Below are 25,306 nucleotides of genomic sequence, written 5' to 3' on the forward strand. Positions count from 1 at the left end.
CACTTTTCCGCACTGACTGGCTCAAAACTCCGCACATGTGGCTCAATTCATATGCAATAATCAATTTTTTCATAAGCGATTTCATTTAATGTTACCTTTTTTTTCATGGTCTTCTCCTATGTTGTATTCATCTTGAATTCAAGTTGAATTCAAGATAACAACATATTAACATTGAAAACCTTACTTTGTAAATATGGATTTTTAAATTTTCGAACTCTTTAGAAATTTACTGAACAATAAATTGTTGAAATTGATGTTTCAAACACTTTGTATATCTGTTATAAAGTCTCTGCAGTTAAAAGAGGAGTCCCAAACTAATTATGGAGTGGAGTTATGTTGAAAAACAAAGGAGAAAAAAATTCACATCAGATAACTTTTCTATGGAAAGTAAAGAGCGGACACGAAATCTTATTGATTCCTGTCCGCTTATTAAGTTCTTCAAATTTATATTATAGTGACTGAAACCAACTTCTCATTACCCTCAAATATTCCTCAGGCTCTTCCAAATATGGCATGTGTGCACTCTTCTCAAACACATGGAAGCTTGAATTCGGAGTGAGGCTGCTATAATACTCTGTTGTTTCAGGAGTGGCCTCATCATAACGGCCACATGTGTAAAGCGTTGGACAGGTGATGTCCTTTAATTGAGCTGTACAGTCAAAGGTTTTAAGGTTCCCCTGAACGGAAAATTCAGACGGACCCCACATGGTTTGGTATACTTCTTGATTGCGGTTTTTGGCGTTTTCTTTTACCCACTCAGGATCAAGTTCAATTCTACAAACAAATTCTTTATTAAACGCTTTGATTGCTTTTTTGAATTCTTCTGAATCAGTCGTCCCGTTTTCCTCACAACGTTTGATGGTTTCCTGAACTTCCTCAGGAAGCTTTTCAATATTCTTTTTTTGGTCTTGAGCCCATAATGGAGCACTCAGGCATGGACTGGAAAAGATAACGCTTTTCACTCCGCTTGGCTTAGTCAGACAATAAGCGGCAGCAAGTGTAGTTCCCCACGAATGACCAAGAATATGGATTTCATGCAGCTTTAAGACGTGTCTTACTTGAGCAAGCTCCTCCACAAACCGATTAATTTGCCAGAGGGAAGTGTCCGATGGCCGGTCCGATTTTCCACACCCCAGCTGATCATAAATTATGACAGGACGGTCCACACTCAGCTCTTTCAAACCCTCAAGCGAAAAAGATGATGAACCTGGACCTCCGTGCAGTATAAAAACAGGCGTACCAGTGGAGTCCTTATTATAAAATTCGTACCAGACTTTTCCTCCGGTTACATCTATGTAGCCTTCTTCGTACATCGTGCTCCTCCTAATTCTTTATGAAAAATCCTCTCTTATTCACCTTTCAAAAGTGGAATGTCCACCTCGACTCCCAAACGCTTCAGAATTTTCTCTAGAGTTTCAAGCCCGGATTTCGGTTTGATTTTAGTTTCGAGGTAATAGACTTCACCTGCGATTTATAGCTATGCAATTGAGTAAAATGCCTACCATCCCGGTGAATTGGTTGAAGGGCGATAGCATACCGTTTTCCTGAATCAGTGGAGCCGAGGATAATGCCCTCTTTAACCAGCTCATGCAACGGTAACTTCTGATCTTCAATCCATTTCAAAGCCTCTTTCCAAATGGAAGGTACACTTTCCCCTCGAATCACAGACTTAACGTTCCCAAGTGTTACGTTTACCCACAATGATTCCCACTTTTTATACTCTTTTTATTTTCCTCGTCTATATGTTCTGCTTCACTGGCGACAGTCTTTTCTTTTGATTTGGCCTTCAATTGTTCAAACAATTTTTCAACTGTCTCGACCCCGACATTTTCATATTTAGCCAGAATAACCAGTTCTTTTGGAAGCTGTCCAACTGTTTCAATTTGATCTTCGTTTAATTATCGTAAAAGCTAGGAATTTCCAATGAATTCTTCAGCAGTTAGAGGTACTTTTGATAGTTCCTCCGTTACTACAAAGCCACAAAAAGAGCCGAATATTACTAAATAATTTTGTGATCCACATTACTGAGAGAAAGTGTTTCATCCATGGGGTGGGAGTAAAAAACTCATTTGTTATTTGTTAATTGATTTTATTACGTTTAAGATTCCTAAATAATTCCACCTTAATTTCAAATCAAATTAACTAATAAATGTTGATTAATATGATTAGATTGGACTTGGCTAAATAATGGCGGTAACGCATTGCCAATCATCAATGCAATTGAGCTCCTAGGTATGTCAGTTGGAAATTCATAATTAGCTGGGAAAGTTTGTAGTAAGGCTGCTTCTCTGGCAGAAATACAACGATCTTCTTCAGGGTGTAAAAACCTTCCTTTAGAAGGATTTAAACAACCACCTGTGATAGTTGAAGAAACATCGTCCCATCTTAGGCGCCCATAAACATCGTTAAAACCAACATTCTCTTTTTTATGACATGCTAATATATACTCGTCTGGAAGATCCTTTCTACTCCCGCCATCCTTGGGAATTTTTTTTATCATTTCTTTTATTCTTTTAACATGCTTAGGGTAAATTTTATGAACAGGATCATAAGTGTTTTCAGTACTTTCTAATCCCCCTATCACGTCACGCACTGTTCGTTTTAAATCGTTACCTTGAGCAATAGAGATATTAGCAAGTCGTGAACCTAGCATTACAAACCGCTTTCTTCTTTGTGGAACTCCATAATTAGCAACATCTACAATACCAAAATCAATATGGTAGCCCATCTTAATTAACTCTCTGTGAACCTCATGAAATAAATGATAATTTACTATAGCCGGTACATTTTCCATCATTATTGTCAAAGGTTTCAGTTCTTTTACAAACCTTAAGTATTCGAGTATTAAATCATTTCTTGAATCTTCAACGGGATTGTTTCTATTTAATCGTCTAATTGAGGAAAACCCTTGACAGGGTGGGCAGCCAGAGAGTAAGTGGAGAGTCTCACCGTCTAACAGTTTCTTGATTTCCTCTACATCTAGCTGTCGAATATCTTCATCGAAAAGTTTAGTCTCTTTATGATTTAAACGGTACGTTTGTGCCGCAAACTTATTAATTTCAACAGAGGCAATAACATTAAAGTTCGCTTGTCTTAAGCCTTCGGACAAACCTCCACATCCTGCAAATAAATCAATCGCTGTAAATGCCATAATTATCATCTCTCTTGTAAAAATTACGTATTTATCCAGTTGCTATAAAAACCAAGTTGTCTATCCTCAAAGGTTCCCACTACTAGTCCTCTATCCAAAAATACGTTGTACTCTTCGCAACTTGTTTCGGGTAATAATCCACATGAATGACAAGCTGCCAAATTTAAAGCATCCCTTCCCTGACCTTGGCTAGATATACACACCGGGTCATTAGCGCATAATTCACCGAATTCTATGGCCTTTCTAAAAGTTAATGGAAAACAATCCCAATATCCTTGCCTAACAAGGCCTCCTAGTGTGCCCTCTGAATCTCCGCTCGCGGTGTATATTAAAATTGCTGACATTTCAATGCCGTCTTCTAACTCACTACAGTAAATTCTTTCTCTTAATGACGCGGCAGTATAGCCACATTCATAGCTTAATTGTCGGATTAATAAATGGGCTACTGTATGCAGCAGAATATACTTAGGGGTTATGTCTCGTTCAGAAATACCACCTTGATATGAATCTCTATAATTTTGATTTAATATTTCAGATCGTTTTAAAACGTTTGAATTATTTTCCAACCAATTGGAAATGTCGCTACTATTAAATTCTATAAAAATTCCTTCACCACGTACTTCATAAGCCGGATACCACCTAGTTTCAGGTTCTTTAACTGATATAAAACCTGGTATTTTATCACCCATTTCGAAAGTATCCGGAGGATTAATTCTTGTGAAGCCAGTTAACGCACGTACCTCTCTAATTTTATTTATCAAAGAGATGCTTTTCACAGATGGAATACCATACCTATGTATATCTGTCTCTTCACGTACAAAATCATTACCATTAATACTGTCTTTTGATATTAATCCTGATAATGCTTGAAACTCTTCGAATCTATAAATAACTCCATTAGCATTAATCCTTTCGGATTCTCCATTAGTTGGTTTAGAGAACCTTCTGATTAATATGTTCTTAATTATATTTGTCTCAGCTGAAATTTCTCTCGCAATTTCCTCGGACCACCTATCTATCCTCGCTGCTATTTTCCCCTCCCTTTCTTCTTCATCACATTCGGCAATAAAATTTAAAACACGTTCAAAAGCTCGAGACTTTTCTATTTGATTATTTATTTTCTCCGAATAGGGAGGTATTACGAGAGAACTTATAACTTTAGGGAAATATAGCGAAGATGCACCTCGTTGCATAGCACGGGGGAATTCACCACAATCCACAGTTTTATTTTTCCAAGGCATTTTACCAGTACATCCATAACCAGGGCCGTGTTTATGCTCCATATTTTCCATAGCATCCTTGTCGAATGCACCAGCCAATGTAGCTCTTGCATTACAGTTTTTACATCTAACTATTAAACCTTCTAGCCCAGCAGAAGCAGTTGTCCCTGTTTCAAATGTTAATGTTGGATTGGAGCAGACTTGCTTTTTACCTCCCACATTTTTATCATGTACCCATTTAACCCATGGAAAATCATCTATATGCCCACTTTCACAAGCAACCACTATCCTGGTTGGTACAAGGTCTTTCTTACATTCCAAGCAACGAGGTTTTTTCATATACGGATCTTGGTCTTTTCTTTTCTGCGTTGCCTTCCTATTGTATTCAGATAACCAGCTCTTTAATGGCTGGAACTTCCTGCATTTTGGGCAAAAATACCACTCAGGAAATCTTGCATATGCAATTCCCCAATCATAGTTACTACTCCCAGGCATCCCAAAATAATCTACGTTTAAAGCCTTTTCGAGTCTCTCATCATGTATCTTTATTACTTTTGAACCCCAAAATTCTGGTGCCGCCGTCATAAGAGTTTGATCCGGAAAATCTACCATTGCTCCAACACCATACTGCAAAATAGCTTGGGCACTTCTTATACTATGTGTAATTTTATTTAATCTTTGTATATCCCTTTGTCTCCCTATATTGGACATTTTCTTAGTCACTCCCAGATAATTAGACCAGCGATAACGTTTTTATCAACATTGCGCATGGACGTTAATGTTTCCTTTGCATTGTCACTACTCTCATTTCCGTATACTTTAAGTAACCTTTTACTGTCAGTAGGAGGATCAGTAACTATAAACCTATCGCCATAAAAAAAATTGTTGCTTCCCCTGGAAATCCGATCTTCCCACTCGTCCCAAAAATCTTTCATTTCTTGTATTACTTCATTATTTTCATCTTGGAGTTCAATATCTACTCGATCTCTGATTTCTGACATTCGCTGGGTGATAAATTGTTGTATCTCTTTTACGCCGTCCGCGTCTTTTTGAAACAAGGCTGCATCTTTATCTTGAGATAAGCCAAACTTATGTCTCATTAATGTCACCATTACTGCATGCAATGCTCTATCTCTTGCGGGTTTTGCAAATGGTGTTACCCCTGTGGGCTCAACAAATTTATAAAAAGATTGATGATAACCATTAAATTGTTCATAATGCGACCTATCTCTGCTTTTTGCACCATCGTATAATACAAACGCTACTCCTGGATATGTTCTTCCTATTCTACTTGAAGCTTGAATATATTCACTTGTCAACTTCGGTTGTCCAACCAATAACATAACATTAAGCCTAGCAACGTCCACCCCTACTGATAACATATTGGTTGCAAGTAAAACGTTTATTGGGTATTTCTTATCTCGCTGATTTTCCTCACTATATACTAGTTGTTCTAACTTTTCCAATGTCTCATTCAGTTGTGAAGTAGATATTCTACTAGTAAGTTCATGAGCAGATCCAAGAGGTCTCGTCAAGTTCCTTTTCCCAAAACGTTGTGCGGTTCTCCTCAAAAAATCCTTAACATCATCATCTACCAAGGTCATACATTTGCTTAAATCGCGCAAACTATTGAAATATACGGCCAATGTCCAGAATTTATCTTTTATGTGATAAGGAATTTCCATCATATGAACACGTTGAAGAATCGCCGCTATTGAACGAACTTCCATCATAGCTTTTGTTTTACCCGATGGCATGAAACCGACATACAATCTGCCAGGCTTGTCTTGTATATTCGCTTCTCTCGCGAAAAATGAATCAGTTGAGTCTATCCCTGGAGCTGGGAATTGTCGCACATCTCGGTTAAATAAATTAGAACACTGATCTTTAGCTCGACGGATTGTTGCGGTGGAAGCAATAATCTTAGGTTTAATTCCTTTTGCACTGCAAAGTGCATCAATTGCTGTTTCATAGAGTCCAACCATCGTACCAAGGGGGCCCGAGATTAAATGTAACTCATCTTGAATGATTAATTCAGGTGTTCTATTTTCGTCTGAAGTGGCAAAAAAACTACCAATATCATTTTTCCAAGGTAACATAGCAAATTTATCAACAGTTCCAAATAATAATGTAGGGGGGTTAATATATAATTCCTCATCAACAACTTGAATTGGGAGAACACTTTCAAACTCACAATTTTCTTGAGTACAATTAATTTGGAAATGGTTTTTATCCCGCATTGAATAGCCCCATTGACCAACTAAGGATTTACCTGAGGAATCTTGATCTTTCACAAGTTTTGTGCCACACCATGGGCATTTCAGTATCTGAAATCTATTGTTGATATCTTTAACCTCTCTTATATCACTGCTAGTGGCTTTATGGAGTTTATTAACTAGTTCTTTTGCTTTGTCATTTTTATTTGGTGTATGTGTCCCTCCTATCCATAAACCAATAGTAATTTTTTCGGTTCCAAGCTGATAAGAAGGGTACTTGGATTTTCTTTTCATGCTGTCTTTTCTGATTGATTCACAGGCACATATTAAAGTTCCTGCTCTTAAAAATTGTTGTGCTGCAAGTAATCTTAAAGTATACCTCATTATAACTGTTGTCCCTTTGGAAGTTTCAAGATGAGCTAATCTCCTATAGAAAATAGTAAATGCCGTAAGCCCTAAATAGGCCTCCGTCTTCCCCCCTCCTGTCGGAAACCATATTAGATCGACAAGATCTCGCTCGTCGCTGGTTTCGTTTGTTATTGATTTCAAGCTCATAAGTAAAAAAGCAAGTTGAAAGGGGCGCCATCTATGGGTACTATCGTCCTCTAAATAATAATTTAACTGTGACATTCGTTCTTGTAGGTGTTGATCATCTGGGTAATGATCTTCTTTTTGAAAATTTGCATGAATACGTTGCATAAACATAGACCGATTCGCTAGTTGAAAAGCATTAAATACTTTAACATCGTCTTTTAGTAATTCTAATCCAACGTACATCCTTTGAAGTGATTCTTCACAATCGTGAATATGCTTTTTTACCGCTTCTTGGTATCTTTCATCAAGGGTCTTCCCTTTTTGACCGATTTGAACTATCCATGCTGCATAAGCATCTACTAACTTTTTCATAGAATTTAATTTATCCAGTTTCTCTGTGGAATCTATATCTGATAAATATTTCATGGACAACACGTTTGTATCAAGGCCTGAAATATTAAAATCCATTTGAGGTACTTCATAAACTGGCACAAATTCTGTCCATACCTTACCGTTATCAGACTCAGTTATCTTCCAATCAGCAGAAACACCATGACCGGTGGCATAAACTTTTTTATCCCTGTAAAGAAGGTCAAGACTTTTTTCTTCACTATCCTGTTTTTGAGAATAGTATCTTTTTGAATAAGCGTGAAATATTATATTTGGATTTTTTTCTGTATCAACAACAATCATTGGTTGAAAAAAAGAATTAGTGCCGTTATACCCCCCCGAATTTGTGTTTACAAGCATAGCGGTAATGGCATTTATTCCTTCTTCTGCGCGTTTACGTAGTACAACCAATTTTATATTTTGATCATTAAGATTTGGCTCCTCATAAAAGGATTTTTCATCAGTGAAAGCTAACTTAATAGTAAAATTATGTGGTTCTCTAACGAACCCCTTTTCAAACTGATTGCTCAATCTGTAAAGAGAATCAATTAAATAAACATCATTCACCTCTTCATTTTCTAATATTTGGTAGACGTCTTTTCTTTTTAAGGGGTTTTTTAAGACCAACAGCCCTAACTCCTTTGAAGATTCAACCAAATGAACAACTTTGATAGGCAACACATACTGTTCAGCATTATCTGGATTGAAAGGTAACTTGCAATCCTCAACAGTGGCTTTCCTATAAGTTGCGAATGAAATATCAAAGATTAATTCATCGATATTACTATTTATAAAAAATGTATATCCCATGGAAGAAGGCATATTTTGCATTGAGAGCCCAATATCTTCGTCCAAAGTTCCAATGTTAGGTTCCTCTCCCACATTTCCTCGATATTGCTTCTGAGAATCATTATCTTCATCAATCTTTTCTTCTTGGTTTGTTTCATTATAATGATCAGTATCGTGGCCATTTATTTTAGTTGGAACCTCGTTATTGTCTGCATTAATTAGATTTTTTTGAGGGAAAAGTATGCCGACACTATATCTCACTTCAGGCAAGTCGGTAATTAATTCATTATCTTCATTCGGTATTGAATACTCTGATCCGGGACCTAAAAGCTCTTTTTGGATTTTTGATACCAATTCTTTTCTTGTTTCAAACAATATATCATTCATATTTCTACCTCCGGTTCTCATAAATTCTGAGGCCTGTTAGCAAAATGTGATGGTATAACTAGATTTTCAACATCGATCATTTTTTCAATTTGTACTACATAGGACATATTAGAAACGTTTATGGGTAATGCAGATAAAATGTCATCATGTGGTAACTCATTACTATTATTAAGTGTTTGGATAATATTTTTTCCTATGTATTTTAATATCCTTGTTCTCATAGAGCGAATTTCCCTGCATGAATTGTAATAAGAATCTGGATCAGCTAACATCTTTAAATCATTAGTGATTTTAGCTATCAAATGATAAGTTTCTCTATCCCGCGGTCCTACAATATGACTCTCTTCATCTAACCAAGATCTTAAAGTGACTTCATGTTTTCCCTTTCCATCATTTTTCATTTTGTCAGATAATTGCTTGAAAGATAATTTATTTTTTGTCATAAACTCTTTTAATGCTTGTTTCCAATAGAGAGATTTCTTGTAACTCTCTCTAAAAACTTCATCACAATTTTTGCTCTGCAATATTATCTGAATTATTTTTTCTACGATATCCTTAGTTTCACTGTCATAGTTTGTAAATACAAGAAGATCCCCGGACACTATTGAGGACACATCTGATTCAATTACTGATTGACTATCTTTGCTATAAACATATGGAGTGTAATATTTCGTAAAGAAAACTTTTTCTCCTGTCTCCAAAATTGCAATTCTTTGAATTTCTGATGTTTGTATTCCAACTGAGTCTAGTTTTTTCATTTCTGTAACTGCAAAATTAAAAGAAATCTGGCTGGTGAATGTATCTAATTCTGTCTCAATAGTTATTTCTTCAGATTCCTCAGTTAGTTCCATTGATGCTTCCAATTCTGAAAGGTTCATGTCTAACATACTTGTTTTGTCCAGATTCTCTGTAAGAGAGCAAAGTTGTTTCTTTGTTTGAGCTTCTTTTTGTATTAATTGTTTTTTTTCATTTGGATACAATAAGAATGTTACTAATTTGGTGTTAGATATAAATAATGGATTCATCTTATTCCAATCTTCAACTCCTGTTAATATGACTTCATCGACTAGATTGTGTGAATTGAAGTTATTGTGGGTATAAAACTCACATTTTTCTATTATTCCTTTTAAGGCAGTAGGAGATGCATGTAAAAAAATTTTTCCGTAATATGTTTTAGCTGTAACTATCGAAACTTTCTTCTTTTTATGTTTTATTTGTTTAAAAAATTCTATAAGGAAGTTATATTTTGGATTCCGGTGATCCATTTCATTTTTTATCCTTCTAAGAATAGATGATATGGCAAACATTTTCTGCCCAATTGTTGTATTGTTAAATTGGTTTGCGATATTATATATACTTTCTAATGCTTTGGTTGGGGAAAGTGCATTTATTCGTCCCTCCAATATGAGACGCTCCATAGTAGTTAAAGGAAAGAAAGATTTCTCTAATAGATTTAATAACCAATACGCCTTGATTATAAATATAGTAATGTTTTCATTATTGCTCTTATATCTAATTAAATGTTGTAAATATTTCTTACATTCTAAGAAATCACCATGATTGAAAATAATGTCTAAATCTTCAACATTAATCTTTATGTTAATAAAATTATCTATCATTTTGTTTAACTGTTTACTTTCTTCACATATCTTAATACCATTATTCTCCTTGTCCTTACCGATGCTACTGAGTCTCTCATTTATCCACACAAACTTCTTTAGGTTCTCAAAATTATTGTAAACTGGCAAATCAATACCTTTATACAATTCTCCTAGCATCACAATACTTTTCAAAGAATTTCTATTATAAATACTTGCTAATTCTGATATGTCCTCTGAAAAATACTTAGAACCGGATATTATTAATGTTTCAATATTTTTATCTTCTATGATTAACTCGCGCGCAACAGATAGTTTATTGGTAAACTTTAATAAGGGTTCAACTTTAGCTGGATTACCCGAATAATAATGTAGATCACTATTGGTATAATAGCCTGCAGGGAACAGGTCCCCTATTTCTATTGCTTCTTTATTAACAGAAATTTTAAGTCTTTTCATTAAACCATCAGCTTCTGACTTTTCACATACAATTACAACTGATTTATTAGTGATGCTGTTTACATCTTTGTTTTTTATATCAAACAATGTCGAAATGACTTTCTGCCTTTTAGTTGTCTTTCTTATACCTCTTCCATCAAGTGTCTTTGCAGTACCGAAATATGGTAATATCGTATTTGCAAGTGAAAACGGAACACGATTAACTGTTAACGTTCCTCTATCACAATTTTCTATAACTATCCTGCCCTCATTATCCGTTCCCTTGAACTTCCCTCTCTTATTTTGGTATATAACAAGATCTCCAATTGTTAATTCATTTATAAATGACATATCTTCAGTATCATCTGACAAAAATGATTTAAAACTTGCTATTATCGTAGCTACGTATAAGGGCAAACACGTACCTGGGTGAAGAATAATCCCACGTTCCTTTTTTGAATCTGTGAGTAATTTAATAACAGTTTCCGAAACATTGCTAATGAAATCACTTTTTTGTATGGGTTTATTATCTATTAAGAAAAAGGATCTATCATATGCTTTGCGTATCTTGTCACTCAACATTTTATATACACTTCCTTTAAACAAGGTGATGCTTTTCTAGTATAAATTTGTTTTGTTCTACCTCGTTTTATTATGTCAATGTGTTTTCTGAAATAGTACACAAAAATAAATATATATTTTCGCTCTATTTCTGGGAACCGACTGTATTGCCAGTTATTCCTGGGGCAAAAATCTTCAATGTGTAGCTATAAATTACACCGTATTTTCGAATTATTATATGTACTACTGAATCTTTATCGCATCCCTATCTAATAACCATGTAGTCTTCCCTACATTTTACCATTAGAAACAACAACTAGGAACCTGTATATGTTTTTTTGCGATTTAGTAACCCTAAAAATTGTACATTTATCTATGTGCATAAACCCCACTAAATGGGTTCTTCAAGCTAAAAGATATAAAGAAGGAACATGTGGATAGCAACGCGCTGAATCTTCATAAACAGTATGCAAAATATACTAACAATATAATTTTCGATTAAAACTTCTCCGATTTTTTAATAATCATCAACTAGCCGGATCCTTTATTTTACACTGCTTGCATTACGATTTTGCACTATTAAATCTATGTGTATATGGCACAATAAAAATGTAGGGGATGGCACTTAATTTGTGCAGTGCCCGGAGGGCGCTGCACAAATTAAAAAAACCACTTGCCAACATTCCTAAATAACAATACACTTCCTGTTGGGATAAATCGCAGGAGGTATCAAGGAGATGTTGGCAGTGGCCGAGATTAATTATATCAGACACGAGGTTAACAGAAAAGATTGTGATTATACAGGTTATCCAATCTTAACAGAGGCTGTCATTGACCGGTTAATTCACCACTCTCATCTAGTGGTTTTCAATGGGGATAGTCATCGCTATAAAGAATCCTTACTACAAAACTAGGAATTAATGTTGCCAAGTGGTTACATTTTTATCTGCGTTTAATGCATTTTTCACTTGCCAAATACAGATTTAATCTAATTAATAAGAACCTACTTTCTCTGCCTCCATTTTGTTCTTATTTTGCATTTCTTCGTCAGTTTTATGCTTTATCAATCCAGCAAATAAATCATCATAATCCTTTTCATTGTTTATTCTACGAAATCCCACATCTAAAGTTTTCTCTTCACCACGGTTTATTATTTGGTCAAATAAATTCTCTACTATCCTTCTAGATTTAACAAACTCATCTGTATCAGAGGTTCCATGTAATATTTGATAAATTGTTTGAGTTTTTTTATGATTTGATACGTCTCCGATATCGATAGCATTTTCAAAATTTGCTATTGAACAGAAAATTCTTATGCTACTACTCTCTTTAAGTTTAAATATATTTTTACAATTCGTAAGTTGAGCTTTTAATGTAGAAGAGGAGTGCTTAGTATGATTGTCCACATCATGTAAAACATCATAACTAGAGTTAAACTGATTAAGAATTTTCATCAAGGTTCCAATTGTAGCTTTACCTCTAGCACGAATTATGTGTACATTCTTATTCTTTAATTTAGCAAGGTGTTTAAAAGCAATATACTCAGTATCCCCTTCAACAATCACTATTTTATCCGCAAAGAAAAATTCGTTCACATAAGAGTCCACATAGTTTAAAATCTTCATATTTTTTTTATCATCATCATCAAAGTGCTCACTAATAGATTTATATAATTGAATTGCTTCTTTTTCACCAACACGGAAAACTTGAATAGAGGTATGCCTCTCAGACAAATCTATAAGTATTGGCGAATGAGTCGAAATCATTAGTGGCATTTTTCCCCCAATTTTATATAGAGAACGACTTAATGCTCGAACTGCTTCTGGGTGCAAGAAAGCTTCTGGCTCATCTATCAGTAATAATTTATTATCATTTTCACCCATGAGTTTTTTTTCTATCATGTTTTGAATAAGGTATATTAGACTCATTCGTTGTAAACCAGTCCCTTGGTTTGCTAGTGGCATTTTAGATTGTTTATTATTGTCAATATAAACACTTGAATTTGTAGACTTTAATATGTCTGTTGAGGAAAAGCCTTCACTCTCTCCACCTACTACATTTAAGGATAAATGTTCGTTAGAAAATAGAACACGCAAGTTATCGGAAACATCATTACTTACTTGTTCAAGAAGTTTATCCGTACTTAACTTAAGCTTTCGTAAAAACTTAGGGTAAGACTTTCTGATTTGAGAATATTCCTGTGCTAATTGGAACATTTCTTTTTCTTCTTCAGGGTCTCCATTAAAACCCTCAAGCTTTTGTAAATCATTTTTGATTATCTCAGAATATATATTTTGAATTAAATCGTTAATATCATCAGGTAACATAGATGGGGTTATGTAAAAAGGTTTATTATTCAAGATTTCTTCTAGTGTATCTTTCAATTCGTGTTTGTTTTTAATTTCAACATCATTTTCATCATAAAAACTAGGAGCAGACTCCTCTTTATATTTCTTTTTGATAGTGATTTTATCTTCATCAGACTCAAATACCGCTTTCAAGACAATCTCCTTACCCCGTTCAGAGAAGCAATCGTTAGAGATAGTTTTTGCTTTAGTCTCTTTTTGAAAGAAACAGTTTATAGCTTCTAATATAGTCGATTTACCAGTATTATTTCTTCCAGTTAAAATTGCAATTGAGTCTTTAGAAAAATCAATGGCAAAGGTATCTTTAAAAACCTTATAATTCGTAACACTAAATTTTGTTAATCTCACCAAGCATTCCTCCTAAGTATATTAGTTTATATTTTACCATATATACCCTACTTTTTGAGTGCTTGTTTTTACAAAAAATAACTTAATTCTTGTAAATTCAACAAAATCCATGAGCCAGCTCCTCAGTAGTAAACAAAATAGGGTTAAGCTCTGGCTGATCTTACTCATACCTTTCTAAGATTAATAATGACTGGATCCATATTTAGGGGGGGAATGAAGATGGCGAAGGTCACTGCAGGGGAAGATTTTCTTTTTCAACAGGTGTTTGATTGTGTGCTGAACCGGATCGAGCGCAAGGAGTGGAAGGAAAATGAGAAGCTCCCCTCCGTCAGACAGCTGGCCGCTGAATTAGAAATCAATCGGTTGACGGTTTTGAAAGCCTATAAGCTGCTGAAACAGCATAACAAGATCTATGTAAAGGATAAGGTCGGCTATTATGTTCAATCAGAGGAACCTGTATTTGAAATCTGCGATCATCCAATCCTTACCGCGAATGTATCAAAAAGTTCTTTATCTGAAATCCACCAGGCACAGGTTGATTATAACTTTTCCCAGGCACTAAAAGATCCAAATCTTCTTCCGAATCATTATTTCTCCGATTACGTTAAAAAGGTGTTTGATCTGTATCCAAAGGTCCTGGCAACATACGCCACTGTGCAAGGGGATGAGGAACTGCGTGAAGCTCTTTCGCATTATTTTACGAAAAAATATAAGACTGTACTTACGCCAGACAATCTATTAATCCTATCGGGTTCACAGCAAGGGATTCACCTAGTTGCCGAAACGTTCATCAAACCGAGGGACACCGTTTTGTTCGAACGGCCGAGTTACAGTGCTGCCATCGATATTTTTAAGGCAAGAGGTGCTAGGATTCAAACCATTGACATAACCCCGGATGGATATGATCTCGATCAGCTTGAACACTATATGAAGCTCTATCGACCAAGATTGTTTTACCTGAATCCGACATTTCATAATCCAACTGGCTATACCGTACCTGCTGAGCAGCGAAACAGCTAGTGCAGCTGGCGGAACAGTATCGCTGCCTGTTGATAGAGGATGATGCCAATCATGATATTACTTTGATGAGAAGCCGCCCGCTCCGATTTACACCTATGAGATATTAAGTAAAACCCTGTGTCTTTAAGCTAAGTAATCAACAGCAAGCTTAATATAAAATTTAATTGAATCAATATATTTTTGTAAATCTACCCACTCATCTGGCTGGTGCGCGATTTCCGGCTCTCCTGGTCCATAGATTAATATGGGAACGTGGGGAAGAGCCTTGTTGTAAATGGAACCATCGGTATAATAATTGACCCCTCCAGCAGGTTGATCATTGTTAAGCAAAGATTTATTCGTGTTTTTTGCTAGTCCAATAAACGGGTCTTCATTAGCAGTATGCACGCATGCTAAATCATTAATTGTTTCCATCTGAAAAGACATGGAATTTTGTTTTGTTGTCTTTTCTACTAAAGTTTTTATGTCTCTTTCAATATCTTCATGGTTTTGTCCTGGTACAGTTCTTATATCTAAATAGATGGTACACTGGTCGGGAACTACATTTGTACTTACTCCACCTTGAATCATGCCAATGTTAATCGTTGATTCTCCTAATATAGGATGGTGTTCATATTTCAGGGAATAGTTTCTTAATTCATTAATGAAATGGTTCATCCCCCAGATGGCATTTACCCCTAATGAGGGCATAGATCCATGTGCAGTTTTACCAAAAATTGATATTTTCAACCAAAGTACGCCCTTGTGTGCGATCTTCACTTTATTTGCCGTAGGCTCTCCAATCACAATGGCTGTGGCATCCTCAACTTGGCCATTTCTTATTACTCGTTTTGCACCAAAGCAATCAACTTCCTCACCCACTGTGCCAACAAAACGAAGATTCCCATTTAATTTTATTTGTGCTTTTTCAATACATTCGATTGCCATCACCATGGCCGCTACGCCGCTTTTCATATCGGTGGTACCACGGCCAAACAGTTTGTTTTCCTTGATTTCCCCCTCGAAAATTCCATAATTCCAAGTTACATTTCCAGGCGGTACAGTATCAAAATGTCCGCTAAAAATTAGTGTTTTACAATCTTCATCTTTCATTTCATGATTATAGGATACAATCAGATTTTCTCTTTTTTCTGATATCGGGTCAGGAAAAAGAGTTAAATTAGATCTTTTTAATCGGTCCTTAATGACATCCGAAACCGCTTTTTCACTACCAGTATTTGTGACACTATTGATGTTAATTAATGAACGGAGAAAGTTTATTGCCTCCCTTTCATCAATTAACTCAATAGCCTTTAAATAATCAACCAATTTAAGTTCCCCCCAAGAAAAAAAAGAAGCAGTCTGGCACAACTACTTTAAATAAAATACAAAAGCATAGGAACTAATGTTACGAAATGATAAAGCTTCCCAATGAACGCGTAGAACGAAAGCAGATCTTCCTACCCTTTCCTTGATTTCTGTTGTGGTCGGTCAGGTCATCAGCCTCACTCTTTAGCTCTCTCTGTCAAAAACACGACGAGGATTATCTATTAATATTGTATTGATTTCTTGCTGAGAAACTCCCATCCTTTTTAAACGTGGAACAAAGTTTTCTAGTATATGTGAGTACCCCCAACCTCCGTAAGTTTTCAATAAGATTTTCAAGAACACATCTTGGGAAAGCAATATTGATTCTCCAAATCCTTTTTCTAATAAGTTAATGATTGCTTTGGCATTATCTTCATCTGAAGGAGATTGGCCTTCTGGAAACAATAGATCAATGCCAATCATGTCATATTCCAAAAAAGCACCGCGATCCGCAAGAGACGTTTGATATGCAACATCATTCATACTTGGATTCATATGGTCAAGAATAGTTTTATGAACGGCTCCACCTTCTTTTTCAACAATATTTAGAATTTGATGTCCATATCTTTCCCATCCTGGCAGATGAATGGTTAAAACATGGCCTGTTTTTTTCTGTGCCCGTGCGGCTGCACGTAATACTTTTACTTCAAGTTCTGTCATATCAGGGCTTATCCCGATTTCGCCAATTATCCCTGCTTTTATTCCAGTCCCATCCACCCCCACTTCAAGATCTGAAATAATATCATTTTCAATTTCTTCAATCGACCAGTCTCTCACACGAGAAGGTATCGTATCCTCCAGGTAATACCCACATCCCATAATAATATTTAATCCCGTTCTTCTTGATAGCCGATATAAGGCATTTGGGTCTCTTCCCAGGGCAACTGGAGTAACATCTACAATGGTTTTTCCCCCAAAGTTGTAAAATTCCAGTGCCTCTTTTACGGCAACATCTTCATCAACCATTAAGCCGTTATCCTGATTTGCATAAGGATTTAACCTTAATCTGCCTAAAATATCCATTGAAACAGTTTGATTCGCAAAATACTTTAATGGTCCGTTTGGCTCTTCCCAAAGATGGGACCGATCAATATATAAATGCTCATGCATCAGTGTGATTCCTAAATCTTTACTATCGATTTTCCCTTGTACTGTTTGCACTAAAGCCATCAGTATCACAACCTATTTAATTATTTTTTCTAAATCCAAATACGCGAATATTCAATATTACAGCAAGTAATAATACAAATCCTTCGATGATTTGAATAATATAAGGAGAAACTTGCAATAACGTCAAACCATTATTGATCACTCCGATGATGACCACACCGATTAAAGAACCAATCATCGTCCCTTTTCCCCCCATCAGTGCGGTGCCTCCAAGTACAACTGCGGCAATAATATCCAATTCAAACATCATCCCGATATTGGATGAGCCAGAAGCTAATCTGGAAGAAATAATAAGCCCAGCAAGTGCTGCTGCTCCACCACTCATCATATATGTGATTAATTTTACTTTTCGTGTATCCACACCGGAGCGTCTCACTGCCTCTTCATTTGCTCCAATTCCGGTTACATATATTCCGAATCTGCTATTCTTTAGCGCGACCGCTCCTAGTCCAGCAATAATAATAGCCAGCAAAGCTGAAACAGGAACGCCAAATAATGTCCCAAGTCCGATATTAGTCAATCCATGTTCTCTGGAAATCGCAATGGAATAACCACCTGTGATTAATAAGGCTATACCACGAACGAAGATCATGGATGACAGCGTTACGATAAATGGAGGGATATTTTGAAAAGCGGTTATATATCCGTTTACTATTCCGATCGCAAGTCCAGCAGCAATTACGATCGTTAACGTGACTGGACTGCCAATTCCTGCTTGTAAAGCTGTTGCCGTTACTGCACTTGATAGTGCAACAATCGAGCCTACTGATAAATCAATTCCTCCAGTGGTAATAATAAACGTCATTGCTACCACTACGATTAGATTTGGCGCTAACTGTTGAATTAAATTAAAAAAGTTCCCGTAACTAAAAAATGCATTTGCAGCGAAACTAAAATAGGTGGATATAATTAACAAAATCAGAAAAATACTTAATACTTGCTTGTTTTCATTTATCCATGCAGAAATTTTGATAGCAGGATTGTACTGTTCTAGATTCACATTATTTGTCTCAATTTTCACCTTGCTCATCACGATACCTGCACCCCCTCTGGATTTCCCATAATGGACTTAATAACTGATTCCAGCGTGTATTGTTCAATCGAACGGTTATCAATGCATTTGCCTTCATGTAAAACCATAAGTCGGTCGCAAACTTCAAATAAATCCTGAAGACGATGCGTTATTAAAATTACACTAACGCCTGTTTTCTTGACCTTATTAATTAACCCTAATACCATATTGACTTCCTTTACACCAAGGGCAGAAGTTGGCTCATCCAAAATTAATACCTTCGGTTGGAACACCATTGCTCTGGCAATTGCAACAGCTTGACGTTGTCCCCCTGACATATTTTGAACTGTCAATTTGGTTGAAGATATATTAATTCCTAACTTTTCTAATTCTTCACGAGTTCGTTCATGCAGTTTTTTCTTATCAATTAATCTCCCGGCAAATTTAACTGGTTCTCGGCCAAGAAAGATATTATTTGCCACATTTAATGTATCGCATAGTGCTAAATCCTGGTAGACTGTTTCAATTTGTAAGTCTTTAGCATCTCTTGGCTTTTTAATCGAAACTTTTTGGCCATCAACATAGAACTCTCCTTGGTCAGGGATGATGACTCCACTTAATATTTTCATAAGTGTTGATTTCCCAGCGCCATTATCACCAAGTAAACCAAGACACTCTCCTTTATATAAAGTCAAATCTACCCCTTGTAACGGTTTGACAGCACCAAAACTTTTCTGGATATTTTTCATTTGAATCCGAATATCGTTTTTGGTCATTATTAGGTATCCCCCCTTAATTTTCAAAAAAGCGGAAAAGCTGGATTAACTACTTTTCCGCAGGACATCATTTATTCAAAAGAACCTCTAAATTCATCGACATTGTCTTTTGTAACAATCGTAACCGGTACATTTAGTTGTTTCTCTACTTTTTCTCCATCTATTAATTTTTTTGCTGCTTTGACTGCTTCACTGCCAAATTCATAAGGATGCTGTTGTAGAACGGCCTCTACAAATCCTTCATCAATGCCTTCAATTACTTGCTTACTTAGATCCCATCCAAATAGTTTAACTCTATCCTCTGCTTTTTGAGAACGGACTGCTGATACCATTCCTATAAAAGCAGGTTCCCCGGTAGCAAATGCAAAAGTTAAATCTGGAGATCCAGTCAATAAGTTTTCAGATGCGGCAAGTGCTTTTTCCTGAACATTCTCCCCGTCAACTGTATTGACGATTTGAAGATTGTCATTTCCTGAAACAGTATCCTTAAATCCATCTTCACGCTTAATTTGAATTTCCGAATTTAAAGCACCTACAGTTCCTAACTTAACAGGCTTTCCATCCCATTCACTTTTTAGATAGTCGTTGAAATATTCGCCAAGCTCTACACTAGATTCATAGTTATCCACACCAATTTGTACATCGACTGCGTCACTTTCAATCACAGAATCGACTGAAATAATGTGAATTCCTGCCTCTTTTGCTTGTTCAACAACAGATTCCATTCCCTTAGAATCAATGGCATTTACAATAATCGCATCAACACCAGAACTAATAAAATCTTCCACTGAATTATGCTGTGCCACTGTATCATTATTCGCATTAAATACTGTAAAATTAACCCCTAATTCATCTGCAGCTTTTTCAGCACCCTTGACCATATCAGTAAAAAACAGTGCTTCCTGGTTAATAACTGTCATAGCAATTGTAATACCATCATCTTTAGATGAATCCCCATCCGGCTTAGTACTTCCTGAAGTATCATCTACTTGCCCACAAGCTGCTAAAAATAACAACAACATCCCGATTAAGCTACAACTAACCAATTTTTTCATTTTTCATAATCCCCCTTTTTTATAAATCCTTCTACTTCCTTTTGATTTGGAAGAGATGGTTGAGCACCTTTTCGTGTTACAGAAATCGCAGCAGCAACAACTGCTTTTTTAGTGGCTTGCAGTAAATCTTTTTCTTCTAGCCAATACGTTACGAGCGCACCGCAAAAGCAGTCACCAGCAGCAGTAGTATCAACAGGATGGACCTTTGGAGAAGGCACTTGATAGATTCCGTTTTTGTCACCAATAATGGCCCCTTCAGCCCCTAAGGTTAAAACAACCTGTGAATGGCCTTCTTCCAGCAATTGTTTTACGGCTAATTTAGCATTTGCGATGTTCGATACACTAAAGCCTGTTATTTGTCCGGCTTCAACTTCATTTATAATAAGAAAATCAACTAATCTCCTTATCTGAGGATCTATGGCAACAACAGGTGCTAAATTTAAGAAGATAGGGATATTGATTTTCTTTAACGCAAGAATAATGGTATTGGCGACATCTAATGGCATCTCTAATTGCAGCAGGGCAGCTCCTGCACCGTGTGCAGTTTCTAGAGAAGCAAGCACCTCTTCCTTCGTTAATTCTTTGTTCGCATTTTGGTTGGTAATAATCATGTTTTGCCCTGCATGATCAACAATGATAAGAGATGAACCTGTAGCAGTTTTCTCAGAGGAAAAAACATAATCGAGTGAAATGCCTTCTTCTAAAAATTTCTCCTTCAATAAACTTGCATAAGGATCTTTTCCGACCTTTCCAACCAGTGCTACCTGTTTTCCTAAACGTTGAGCGGCTACAGCCTGATTAGCTGCCTTTCCCCCAGGAATCTGGCGGAAGTCTATGGAAGCGAGTGTTTCTCCGATGTCAGGAAAACGGCTAACGTAAGCAACCAGGTCTATGTTGATCGTTCCAATAACGATAACATCTGTTTTTATCAAGCAAACCGACTCCCCCTTTATCGAACTTTTTTTACCTCACTCATAAATTTTATTACTTCCTCCTTGGACACAGGATTCCACCACTCTCCCCCTTCTTTTAATGAGCTTCCTATAATACATCCATCAGCTAATGAGAGTATCTTTGCAGCATTATTTACTGTCATTCCACTTCCAACTATAACTGGAAGACTGGTATGATATTTAATGCCTTCTATTTCAGTTAATTCTGTTTCATTACCAGTACGTGTACCTGTGGCTATTAAAACATCCGCATCAAAGAAGATGTTGTCATGTGTTTGATCGGCCAGGTTCCTATCAGCTATAATCGAATGGCTTCCATGCTTTACATGGACATCAACAAACATCCTGATATCCTCGCCTTTTATTTGTGAGCGATATCTGGCAGCCTTTGCCGACGCTCCTTCTACAAACCCTTCATTTGCGATATACGCGTTTACCCATTGGTTTACCCTTACAAATGTCAGGTCTGCTGCTTTAGCAACAGCAAGTGCCTGGATCGCTCCATTGGCCAAGCAATTAATCCCGATTGGCAAATCCGTATGTGTTTTTAATCGATTCGCTACAGAGGTCATGGCTGCAACAGTTTCAAACCCAATGTCTTCTGGTTTTGAGAAAGGGATATCCCATGCATTTTCAATGATTAAACCGTCAACACCACCCTCCTCGAGGGCAGCTGCATCTCTTATCGCCCAATCATACACTTCATCTAATTTGCCCCCTTTAAAATGGGGAGCCCCTGGCAATGGCCGAAGATGAACCATTCCAATTACCGCACGATCCTGGTTGAAAATTTCCTTAATATAATTAGGTTTGGCAGGAAAGATTTTATTTGACATATTTCCTCCTTTTTGATTTTCTACTTGTTTGTTAGTTCTGTTTTAGATAGTTTAATAGACGCACCCAAATTGGCTGATAATACTCCCATTCCATAAATTCTGTAGTCCCCCAATGTGGAGCACAATCACTCGCAAATGCAGCTGTTTTCCCTTTCCCATAACTTCCCAGTACAATAAAAGGGTCTTCTTGGATTTTAACTAACACTTCTGCTTCTTTTTTTGCTTTGAATTTGTTATAGCCAAGGAAGGCAGGCCAATTTTCAATATTTTCAGTTATTTTATGTTTCAAAATGGTCTTGGGGTTGGCGCCCTGAGGGATTTCAACCCGATCATCAGCATCCAGCATTTCAACAGGGAGTACTTCAGCTAATACTGTATTTTTATAATTTGCTTTGCCCTCGATGCCCATAAAGGACAAAAAGCCGCCAATCATCAGTAAACCTCCGCCATTCTCGACATATTCACGAATTAACCCTAAAGCATTCGGAACAACCTCCATTTGATAAAAGGTTGGGTTCTGCAGGAGAAACGTATTGCTGCCAATATCACTAAGTACAATAGCATCATATTTCTTTAATTCTTCAATCTCCTTCGGAAATCGAACTTGGACTTCGTGTGCCGGCATATAGTCAACCTCGATACCGGCTTGTTTTAAACAACTTAATAAGTATGTAGCACCTTCTTCGTATTTTGTTGAGGTAAAGCTATCATATCCTTTTGAGTGAATCATATGAATCACCCAGGATTCCCCTATAAATAGTATTTTCATTGTATAAACTCCTTTCATTTTTTATAATTTAGATTTTTTTCAAACTCACGAACATCATCCAATGTAGGCATGCTTGATTGAGCACCGTATTTAGAAACAGACAATGCTGCTGTTTTATTTGCTAATTTAATGGCATCAGTAATGGAGTCCCCTCTGCCTAATGCAAAAGCCAGTGCGCCATTGAAACAATCCCCTGCACCAGTCGTATCTACAACAGGAACCTGGTAAGCCGGAAATGTTATCAACTCTTGTTTAGCCGCTTTATAAACGGAACCCTCAGACCCAATTGTTGTCACAACATGCTGAACTCCTTTTTCCAAAAGCATATCTATCCGCTGATTAAAGTTATAGCCTTCAGTTTTTTTGTTTGTAAGAAGTCTTAATTCTGTGTCATTAGGTGTTATGATATCAACTTTTTGTAATAAATCGTCTGAAAGCTCTTGGGCAGGAGCTGGATTCAAGATTACTGTTTTATTGAATGTTTTGGCCATACTTACCGCATAATTAACCGTTTCTAAAGGAACTTCCATTTGGATAAGAATAATGTCAGACTCCCTTATTTTGGCTTGATTTAAATCAATATCTTCTTTTGTGCAATGAGCATTTGCACCTTGAATGACAATAATTCGATTATCAGCATTTTCCAGCAAAATAATCGCTAACCCGCTTGATTCCCCTCCAACCGTTTTGATTGAAGAAATGTCAACCTGATCTTTCTTTAAGATTTCTTTTAACCTATCACCGTATAAATCATCACCGACAGCTCCGATCATCGTTACCTCTGCTCCAAGTCGTGAAGCTGCAACTGCTTGATTGGCTCCTTTCCCACCTGAAAAATATTCCACACTTTCTCCAAGAATGGTTTCTCCCCTATTTGGAAACCTGGAGGACTTGACCAATAAATCCATATTTAGACTGCCTATAACCGTTATTTTAGGTTTCATCATTTCTCTCCAATTTTTGCGTCGATTCACGTACTACCAGCGTTGCATCCAGCTTGATTAGCTTTTCCCGAAAAAAAGAATGCTCTATGTAGTGAATGAGGTTTTCAGCGGCTAATTTTCCTATTTCATAAGTTGGCTGCACTACCGTAGTTATTTCGGGAGTTGTAATTTCCGTTAGTTTTATGCCATCAAACCCACATACTGCAACTTTTTCTGGCACTCTTATACCTTTTCGGTACAGTACCTTTAATGCCCCAATAGCATTCATATCATTTCCGGCGAAAATCGCATCTAAATCCGGATGATCATGCAATAACTTTTTCGTAGCTTCCATCCCTCCTTCAATTGAAAAATTCCCCGGGGCCAGTAAGCTTGGAGTATACCAAGGGAGGTTTTTAACTGCATCTTCATAGGCCCTGAGGCGTTGGCGTGCTGTACTAATTTCCTGCGGCCCATATATATGGGCGATTTTTTTGCAGCCAATCTCAACTAAATGCTTCACAGCTTTTTTGGCACCTTCGTAATTATCAACAAGAATTTCGCACTCTATTTCCATTTCAGGAACTCGATCTAAAACAACCATTGGTATTTTTGATTGCCTGATTTTCAATGCGTCTTCTGGATTAAGTGCGCCCGCAGCAAAAATAATCCCATCAACATATTTTTGTTTCAGTAAATCAACATACAGTTTCTTTCTCCCACCCATCTTTTCATAATTACATAAAATTAAAGTGAAACCTTTGGAATTAGCATAATCTTCCGCACCCTTGGCCAATGTAGAAAAAAACGGATTCGTTATATCTGGAACAAATAAAGCAACTGTCTTCGTTTTCTTAACAGTTAAACTTCTTGCAACTTCGTTTGGTTCGTAATTCAATAACTTGATAGCTTCTTCAATTTTCTTCTTTGTTTCTAAACCTACATAACCTTTAGAATTAAGCACTCTAGAAACAGTAGCGATTGACACTTCGGCTAATTTTGCGACATCTCTTATGGTTGCAGTCACTTTTTCCAACACCTTTTACAAGAATAGTAAACCGGTTACACATTGGTCATATACTCACTATTTTTATGTATTACATCTTATTTTGAAATATAGTAAACCGGTTACACATTGGTTATATACTCATTATTTTTATGTATTACATCTTAATTTCGAATAATAGTAAACCGGTTACACATTCTACTAAAAAATAAGTGAGAAATTATTGTTAAGATAATTATATTTTTTAGGACTGGTTACGCCCAGCACTTTGTAAGATTTTATGACAAAGAATTTAAAATTTTCCTACTTTTTTGAACTTATACCATAAATATATGAGTTAGAAATTAATTTGTCAACGCTTACATTAATAAAAGTATAGATTAAGAAATTACAGGAAAACAAATTTATGCTGTTTCGTCGGGGAGGAGGACTGGAATTAAA

At 36.3% G+C, this 25,306-nt stretch carries 16 protein-coding genes and 2 pseudogenes; 2 read left to right on the forward strand and 16 right to left on the reverse strand.

From position 1 onward, the window contains the following. Nucleotides 1-449: 449 nt before the first annotated feature. The 5 genes from CU635_RS14245 to CU635_RS14275 all read right to left on the reverse strand — a co-directional run bounded on the left by CU635_RS14245 (nt 450) and on the right by CU635_RS14275 (nt 11,305). On the reverse strand, nt 450-1,313 hold the full coding sequence (locus tag CU635_RS14245) for a proline iminopeptidase-family hydrolase (protein WP_101578050.1): 864 nt from the start codon (nt 1,311-1,313) through the stop codon (nt 450-452). 815 nt (nt 1,314-2,128) lie between these two features. Then, on the reverse strand, nt 2,129-3,151 hold the full coding sequence (locus CU635_RS14260) for a DNA cytosine methyltransferase (RefSeq protein WP_101578052.1): 1,023 nt from the start codon (nt 3,149-3,151) through the stop codon (nt 2,129-2,131). A gap of 23 nt (nt 3,152-3,174) precedes the next feature. Then, complete coding sequence (drmB, locus tag CU635_RS14265; protein ID WP_101578053.1) at nt 3,175-5,082, reverse strand: DUF1998 domain-containing protein; 1,908 nt, start codon at nt 5,080-5,082, stop codon at nt 3,175-3,177. Nucleotides 5,083-5,090: 8 nt separating this feature from the next. Next, nucleotides 5,091-8,687, reverse strand: coding sequence for a helicase-related protein (locus tag CU635_RS14270; RefSeq protein WP_101578054.1), 3,597 nt, complete (start codon nt 8,685-8,687; stop codon nt 5,091-5,093). Nucleotides 8,688-8,704: 17 nt separating this feature from the next. After that, the gene (locus tag CU635_RS14275; RefSeq protein WP_101578055.1) at nt 8,705-11,305 is read right to left on the reverse strand and encodes a DrmE family protein; all 2,601 of its coding nucleotides are present in this window, start codon (nt 11,303-11,305) and stop codon (nt 8,705-8,707) included. 782 nt (nt 11,306-12,087) lie between these two features. Here CU635_RS14275 and CU635_RS14280 point away from each other — a divergent pair. After that, nucleotides 12,088-12,198: pseudogene (locus CU635_RS14280) on the forward strand (ATP-binding protein); the annotation flags it as partial. 78 nt (nt 12,199-12,276) lie between these two features. On the opposite strand, the gene CU635_RS14285 reads toward CU635_RS14280, so the two are convergent. Further along, nucleotides 12,277-13,998, reverse strand: a complete 1,722-nt coding sequence (locus CU635_RS14285) for an ATP-dependent nuclease (RefSeq protein WP_101578056.1) — start codon at nt 13,996-13,998, stop codon at nt 12,277-12,279. A gap of 213 nt (nt 13,999-14,211) precedes the next feature. Between CU635_RS14285 and CU635_RS14290 the strand changes: the two are divergent. Next, nucleotides 14,212-15,118: pseudogene (locus CU635_RS14290) on the forward strand (aminotransferase-like domain-containing protein); the annotation flags it as partial. 23 nt (nt 15,119-15,141) lie between these two features. On the opposite strand, the gene CU635_RS14295 reads toward CU635_RS14290, so the two are convergent. From CU635_RS14295 to CU635_RS14340, 10 genes are all read right to left on the reverse strand, one after another. Next, nucleotides 15,142-16,326, reverse strand: coding sequence for a M20 family metallopeptidase (locus CU635_RS14295; RefSeq protein WP_101578057.1), 1,185 nt, complete (start codon nt 16,324-16,326; stop codon nt 15,142-15,144). Between the two features lie 183 nt (nt 16,327-16,509). Continuing rightward, a complete protein-coding gene (locus CU635_RS14300; RefSeq protein ID WP_101578058.1) occupies nt 16,510-17,535 on the reverse strand; it encodes a phosphotriesterase family protein in 1,026 nt (341 codons plus the stop codon). A gap of 16 nt (nt 17,536-17,551) precedes the next feature. Beyond that, nucleotides 17,552-18,565, reverse strand: coding sequence for an ABC transporter permease (locus tag CU635_RS14305; RefSeq protein ID WP_101578059.1), 1,014 nt, complete (start codon nt 18,563-18,565; stop codon nt 17,552-17,554). Further along, entirely contained in the window at nt 18,565-19,323 is a 759-nt protein-coding gene (locus tag CU635_RS14310) for an ATP-binding cassette domain-containing protein (protein ID WP_101578060.1), read from the reverse strand. The genes CU635_RS14305 and CU635_RS14310 overlap by 1 nt, the downstream gene beginning before the upstream one ends. Before the next feature lie 71 nt (nt 19,324-19,394). Then, nucleotides 19,395-20,378, reverse strand: a complete 984-nt coding sequence (locus CU635_RS14315; RefSeq protein WP_101578061.1) for a substrate-binding domain-containing protein — start codon at nt 20,376-20,378, stop codon at nt 19,395-19,397. Then, a complete protein-coding gene (locus CU635_RS14320; RefSeq protein ID WP_180956625.1) occupies nt 20,375-21,310 on the reverse strand; it encodes a ribokinase in 936 nt (311 codons plus the stop codon). Before CU635_RS14320 ends, CU635_RS14315 begins: the two co-directional genes overlap by 4 nt. Nucleotides 21,311-21,327: 17 nt before the next feature. Next, the gene (locus tag CU635_RS14325) at nt 21,328-22,167 is read right to left on the reverse strand and encodes a BtpA/SgcQ family protein (protein WP_101578063.1); all 840 of its coding nucleotides are present in this window, start codon (nt 22,165-22,167) and stop codon (nt 21,328-21,330) included. A 31-nt stretch (nt 22,168-22,198) separates the two neighbouring features. After that, nucleotides 22,199-22,936, reverse strand: coding sequence for a glutamine amidotransferase (locus tag CU635_RS14330; protein ID WP_101578064.1), 738 nt, complete (start codon nt 22,934-22,936; stop codon nt 22,199-22,201). Nucleotides 22,937-22,950: 14 nt separating this feature from the next. Then, nucleotides 22,951-23,880 (reverse strand): ribokinase, encoded by a 930-nt coding sequence (gene rbsK, locus CU635_RS14335; protein ID WP_101578065.1) that lies wholly within the window; start codon nt 23,878-23,880, stop codon nt 22,951-22,953. After that, nucleotides 23,870-24,886 (reverse strand): LacI family DNA-binding transcriptional regulator, encoded by a 1,017-nt coding sequence (locus CU635_RS14340; protein WP_101578066.1) that lies wholly within the window; start codon nt 24,884-24,886, stop codon nt 23,870-23,872. The genes rbsK and CU635_RS14340 overlap by 11 nt, the downstream gene beginning before the upstream one ends. Between the last annotated feature and the right edge of the window lie 420 nt (nt 24,887-25,306).

It is taken from the genome of Bacillus canaveralius, from assembly GCF_002860125.1.
In the GTDB taxonomy this organism is placed as follows: domain Bacteria; phylum Bacillota; class Bacilli; order Bacillales; family Cytobacillaceae; genus Bacillus_BJ; species Bacillus_BJ canaveralius.

What these genes read in the sequence shown, in the direction of transcription:
- CU635_RS14245 (WP_101578050.1), bottom strand. Translation starts at nt 1,313, where the DNA reads ATGTACGAAGAAGGCTACATAGATGTAACCGGAGGAAAAGTCTGGTAC.
- CU635_RS14315 (WP_101578061.1), bottom strand. Translation starts at nt 20,378, where the DNA reads ATGAAAAAATTGGTTAGTTGTAGCTTAATCGGGATGTTGTTGTTATTT.
- CU635_RS14330 (WP_101578064.1), bottom strand. Translation starts at nt 22,936, where the DNA reads ATGAAAATACTATTTATAGGGGAATCCTGGGTGATTCATATGATTCAC.
- CU635_RS14305 (WP_101578059.1), bottom strand. Translation starts at nt 18,565, where the DNA reads ATGAGCAAGGTGAAAATTGAGACAAATAATGTGAATCTAGAACAGTAC.
- CU635_RS14270 (WP_101578054.1), bottom strand. Translation starts at nt 8,687, where the DNA reads ATGAATGATATATTGTTTGAAACAAGAAAAGAATTGGTATCAAAAATC.
- drmB (WP_101578053.1), bottom strand. Translation starts at nt 5,082, where the DNA reads ATGTCCAATATAGGGAGACAAAGGGATATACAAAGATTAAATAAAATT.
- rbsK (WP_101578065.1), bottom strand. Translation starts at nt 23,880, where the DNA reads ATGAAACCTAAAATAACGGTTATAGGCAGTCTAAATATGGATTTATTG.
- CU635_RS14260 (WP_101578052.1), bottom strand. Translation starts at nt 3,151, where the DNA reads ATGGCATTTACAGCGATTGATTTATTTGCAGGATGTGGAGGTTTGTCC.
- CU635_RS14300 (WP_101578058.1), bottom strand. Translation starts at nt 17,535, where the DNA reads ATGGCTTTAGTGCAAACAGTACAAGGGAAAATCGATAGTAAAGATTTA.
- CU635_RS14325 (WP_101578063.1), bottom strand. Translation starts at nt 22,167, where the DNA reads ATGTCAAATAAAATCTTTCCTGCCAAACCTAATTATATTAAGGAAATT.
- CU635_RS14310 (WP_101578060.1), bottom strand. Translation starts at nt 19,323, where the DNA reads ATGACCAAAAACGATATTCGGATTCAAATGAAAAATATCCAGAAAAGT.
- CU635_RS14275 (WP_101578055.1), bottom strand. Translation starts at nt 11,305, where the DNA reads ATGTTGAGTGACAAGATACGCAAAGCATATGATAGATCCTTTTTCTTA.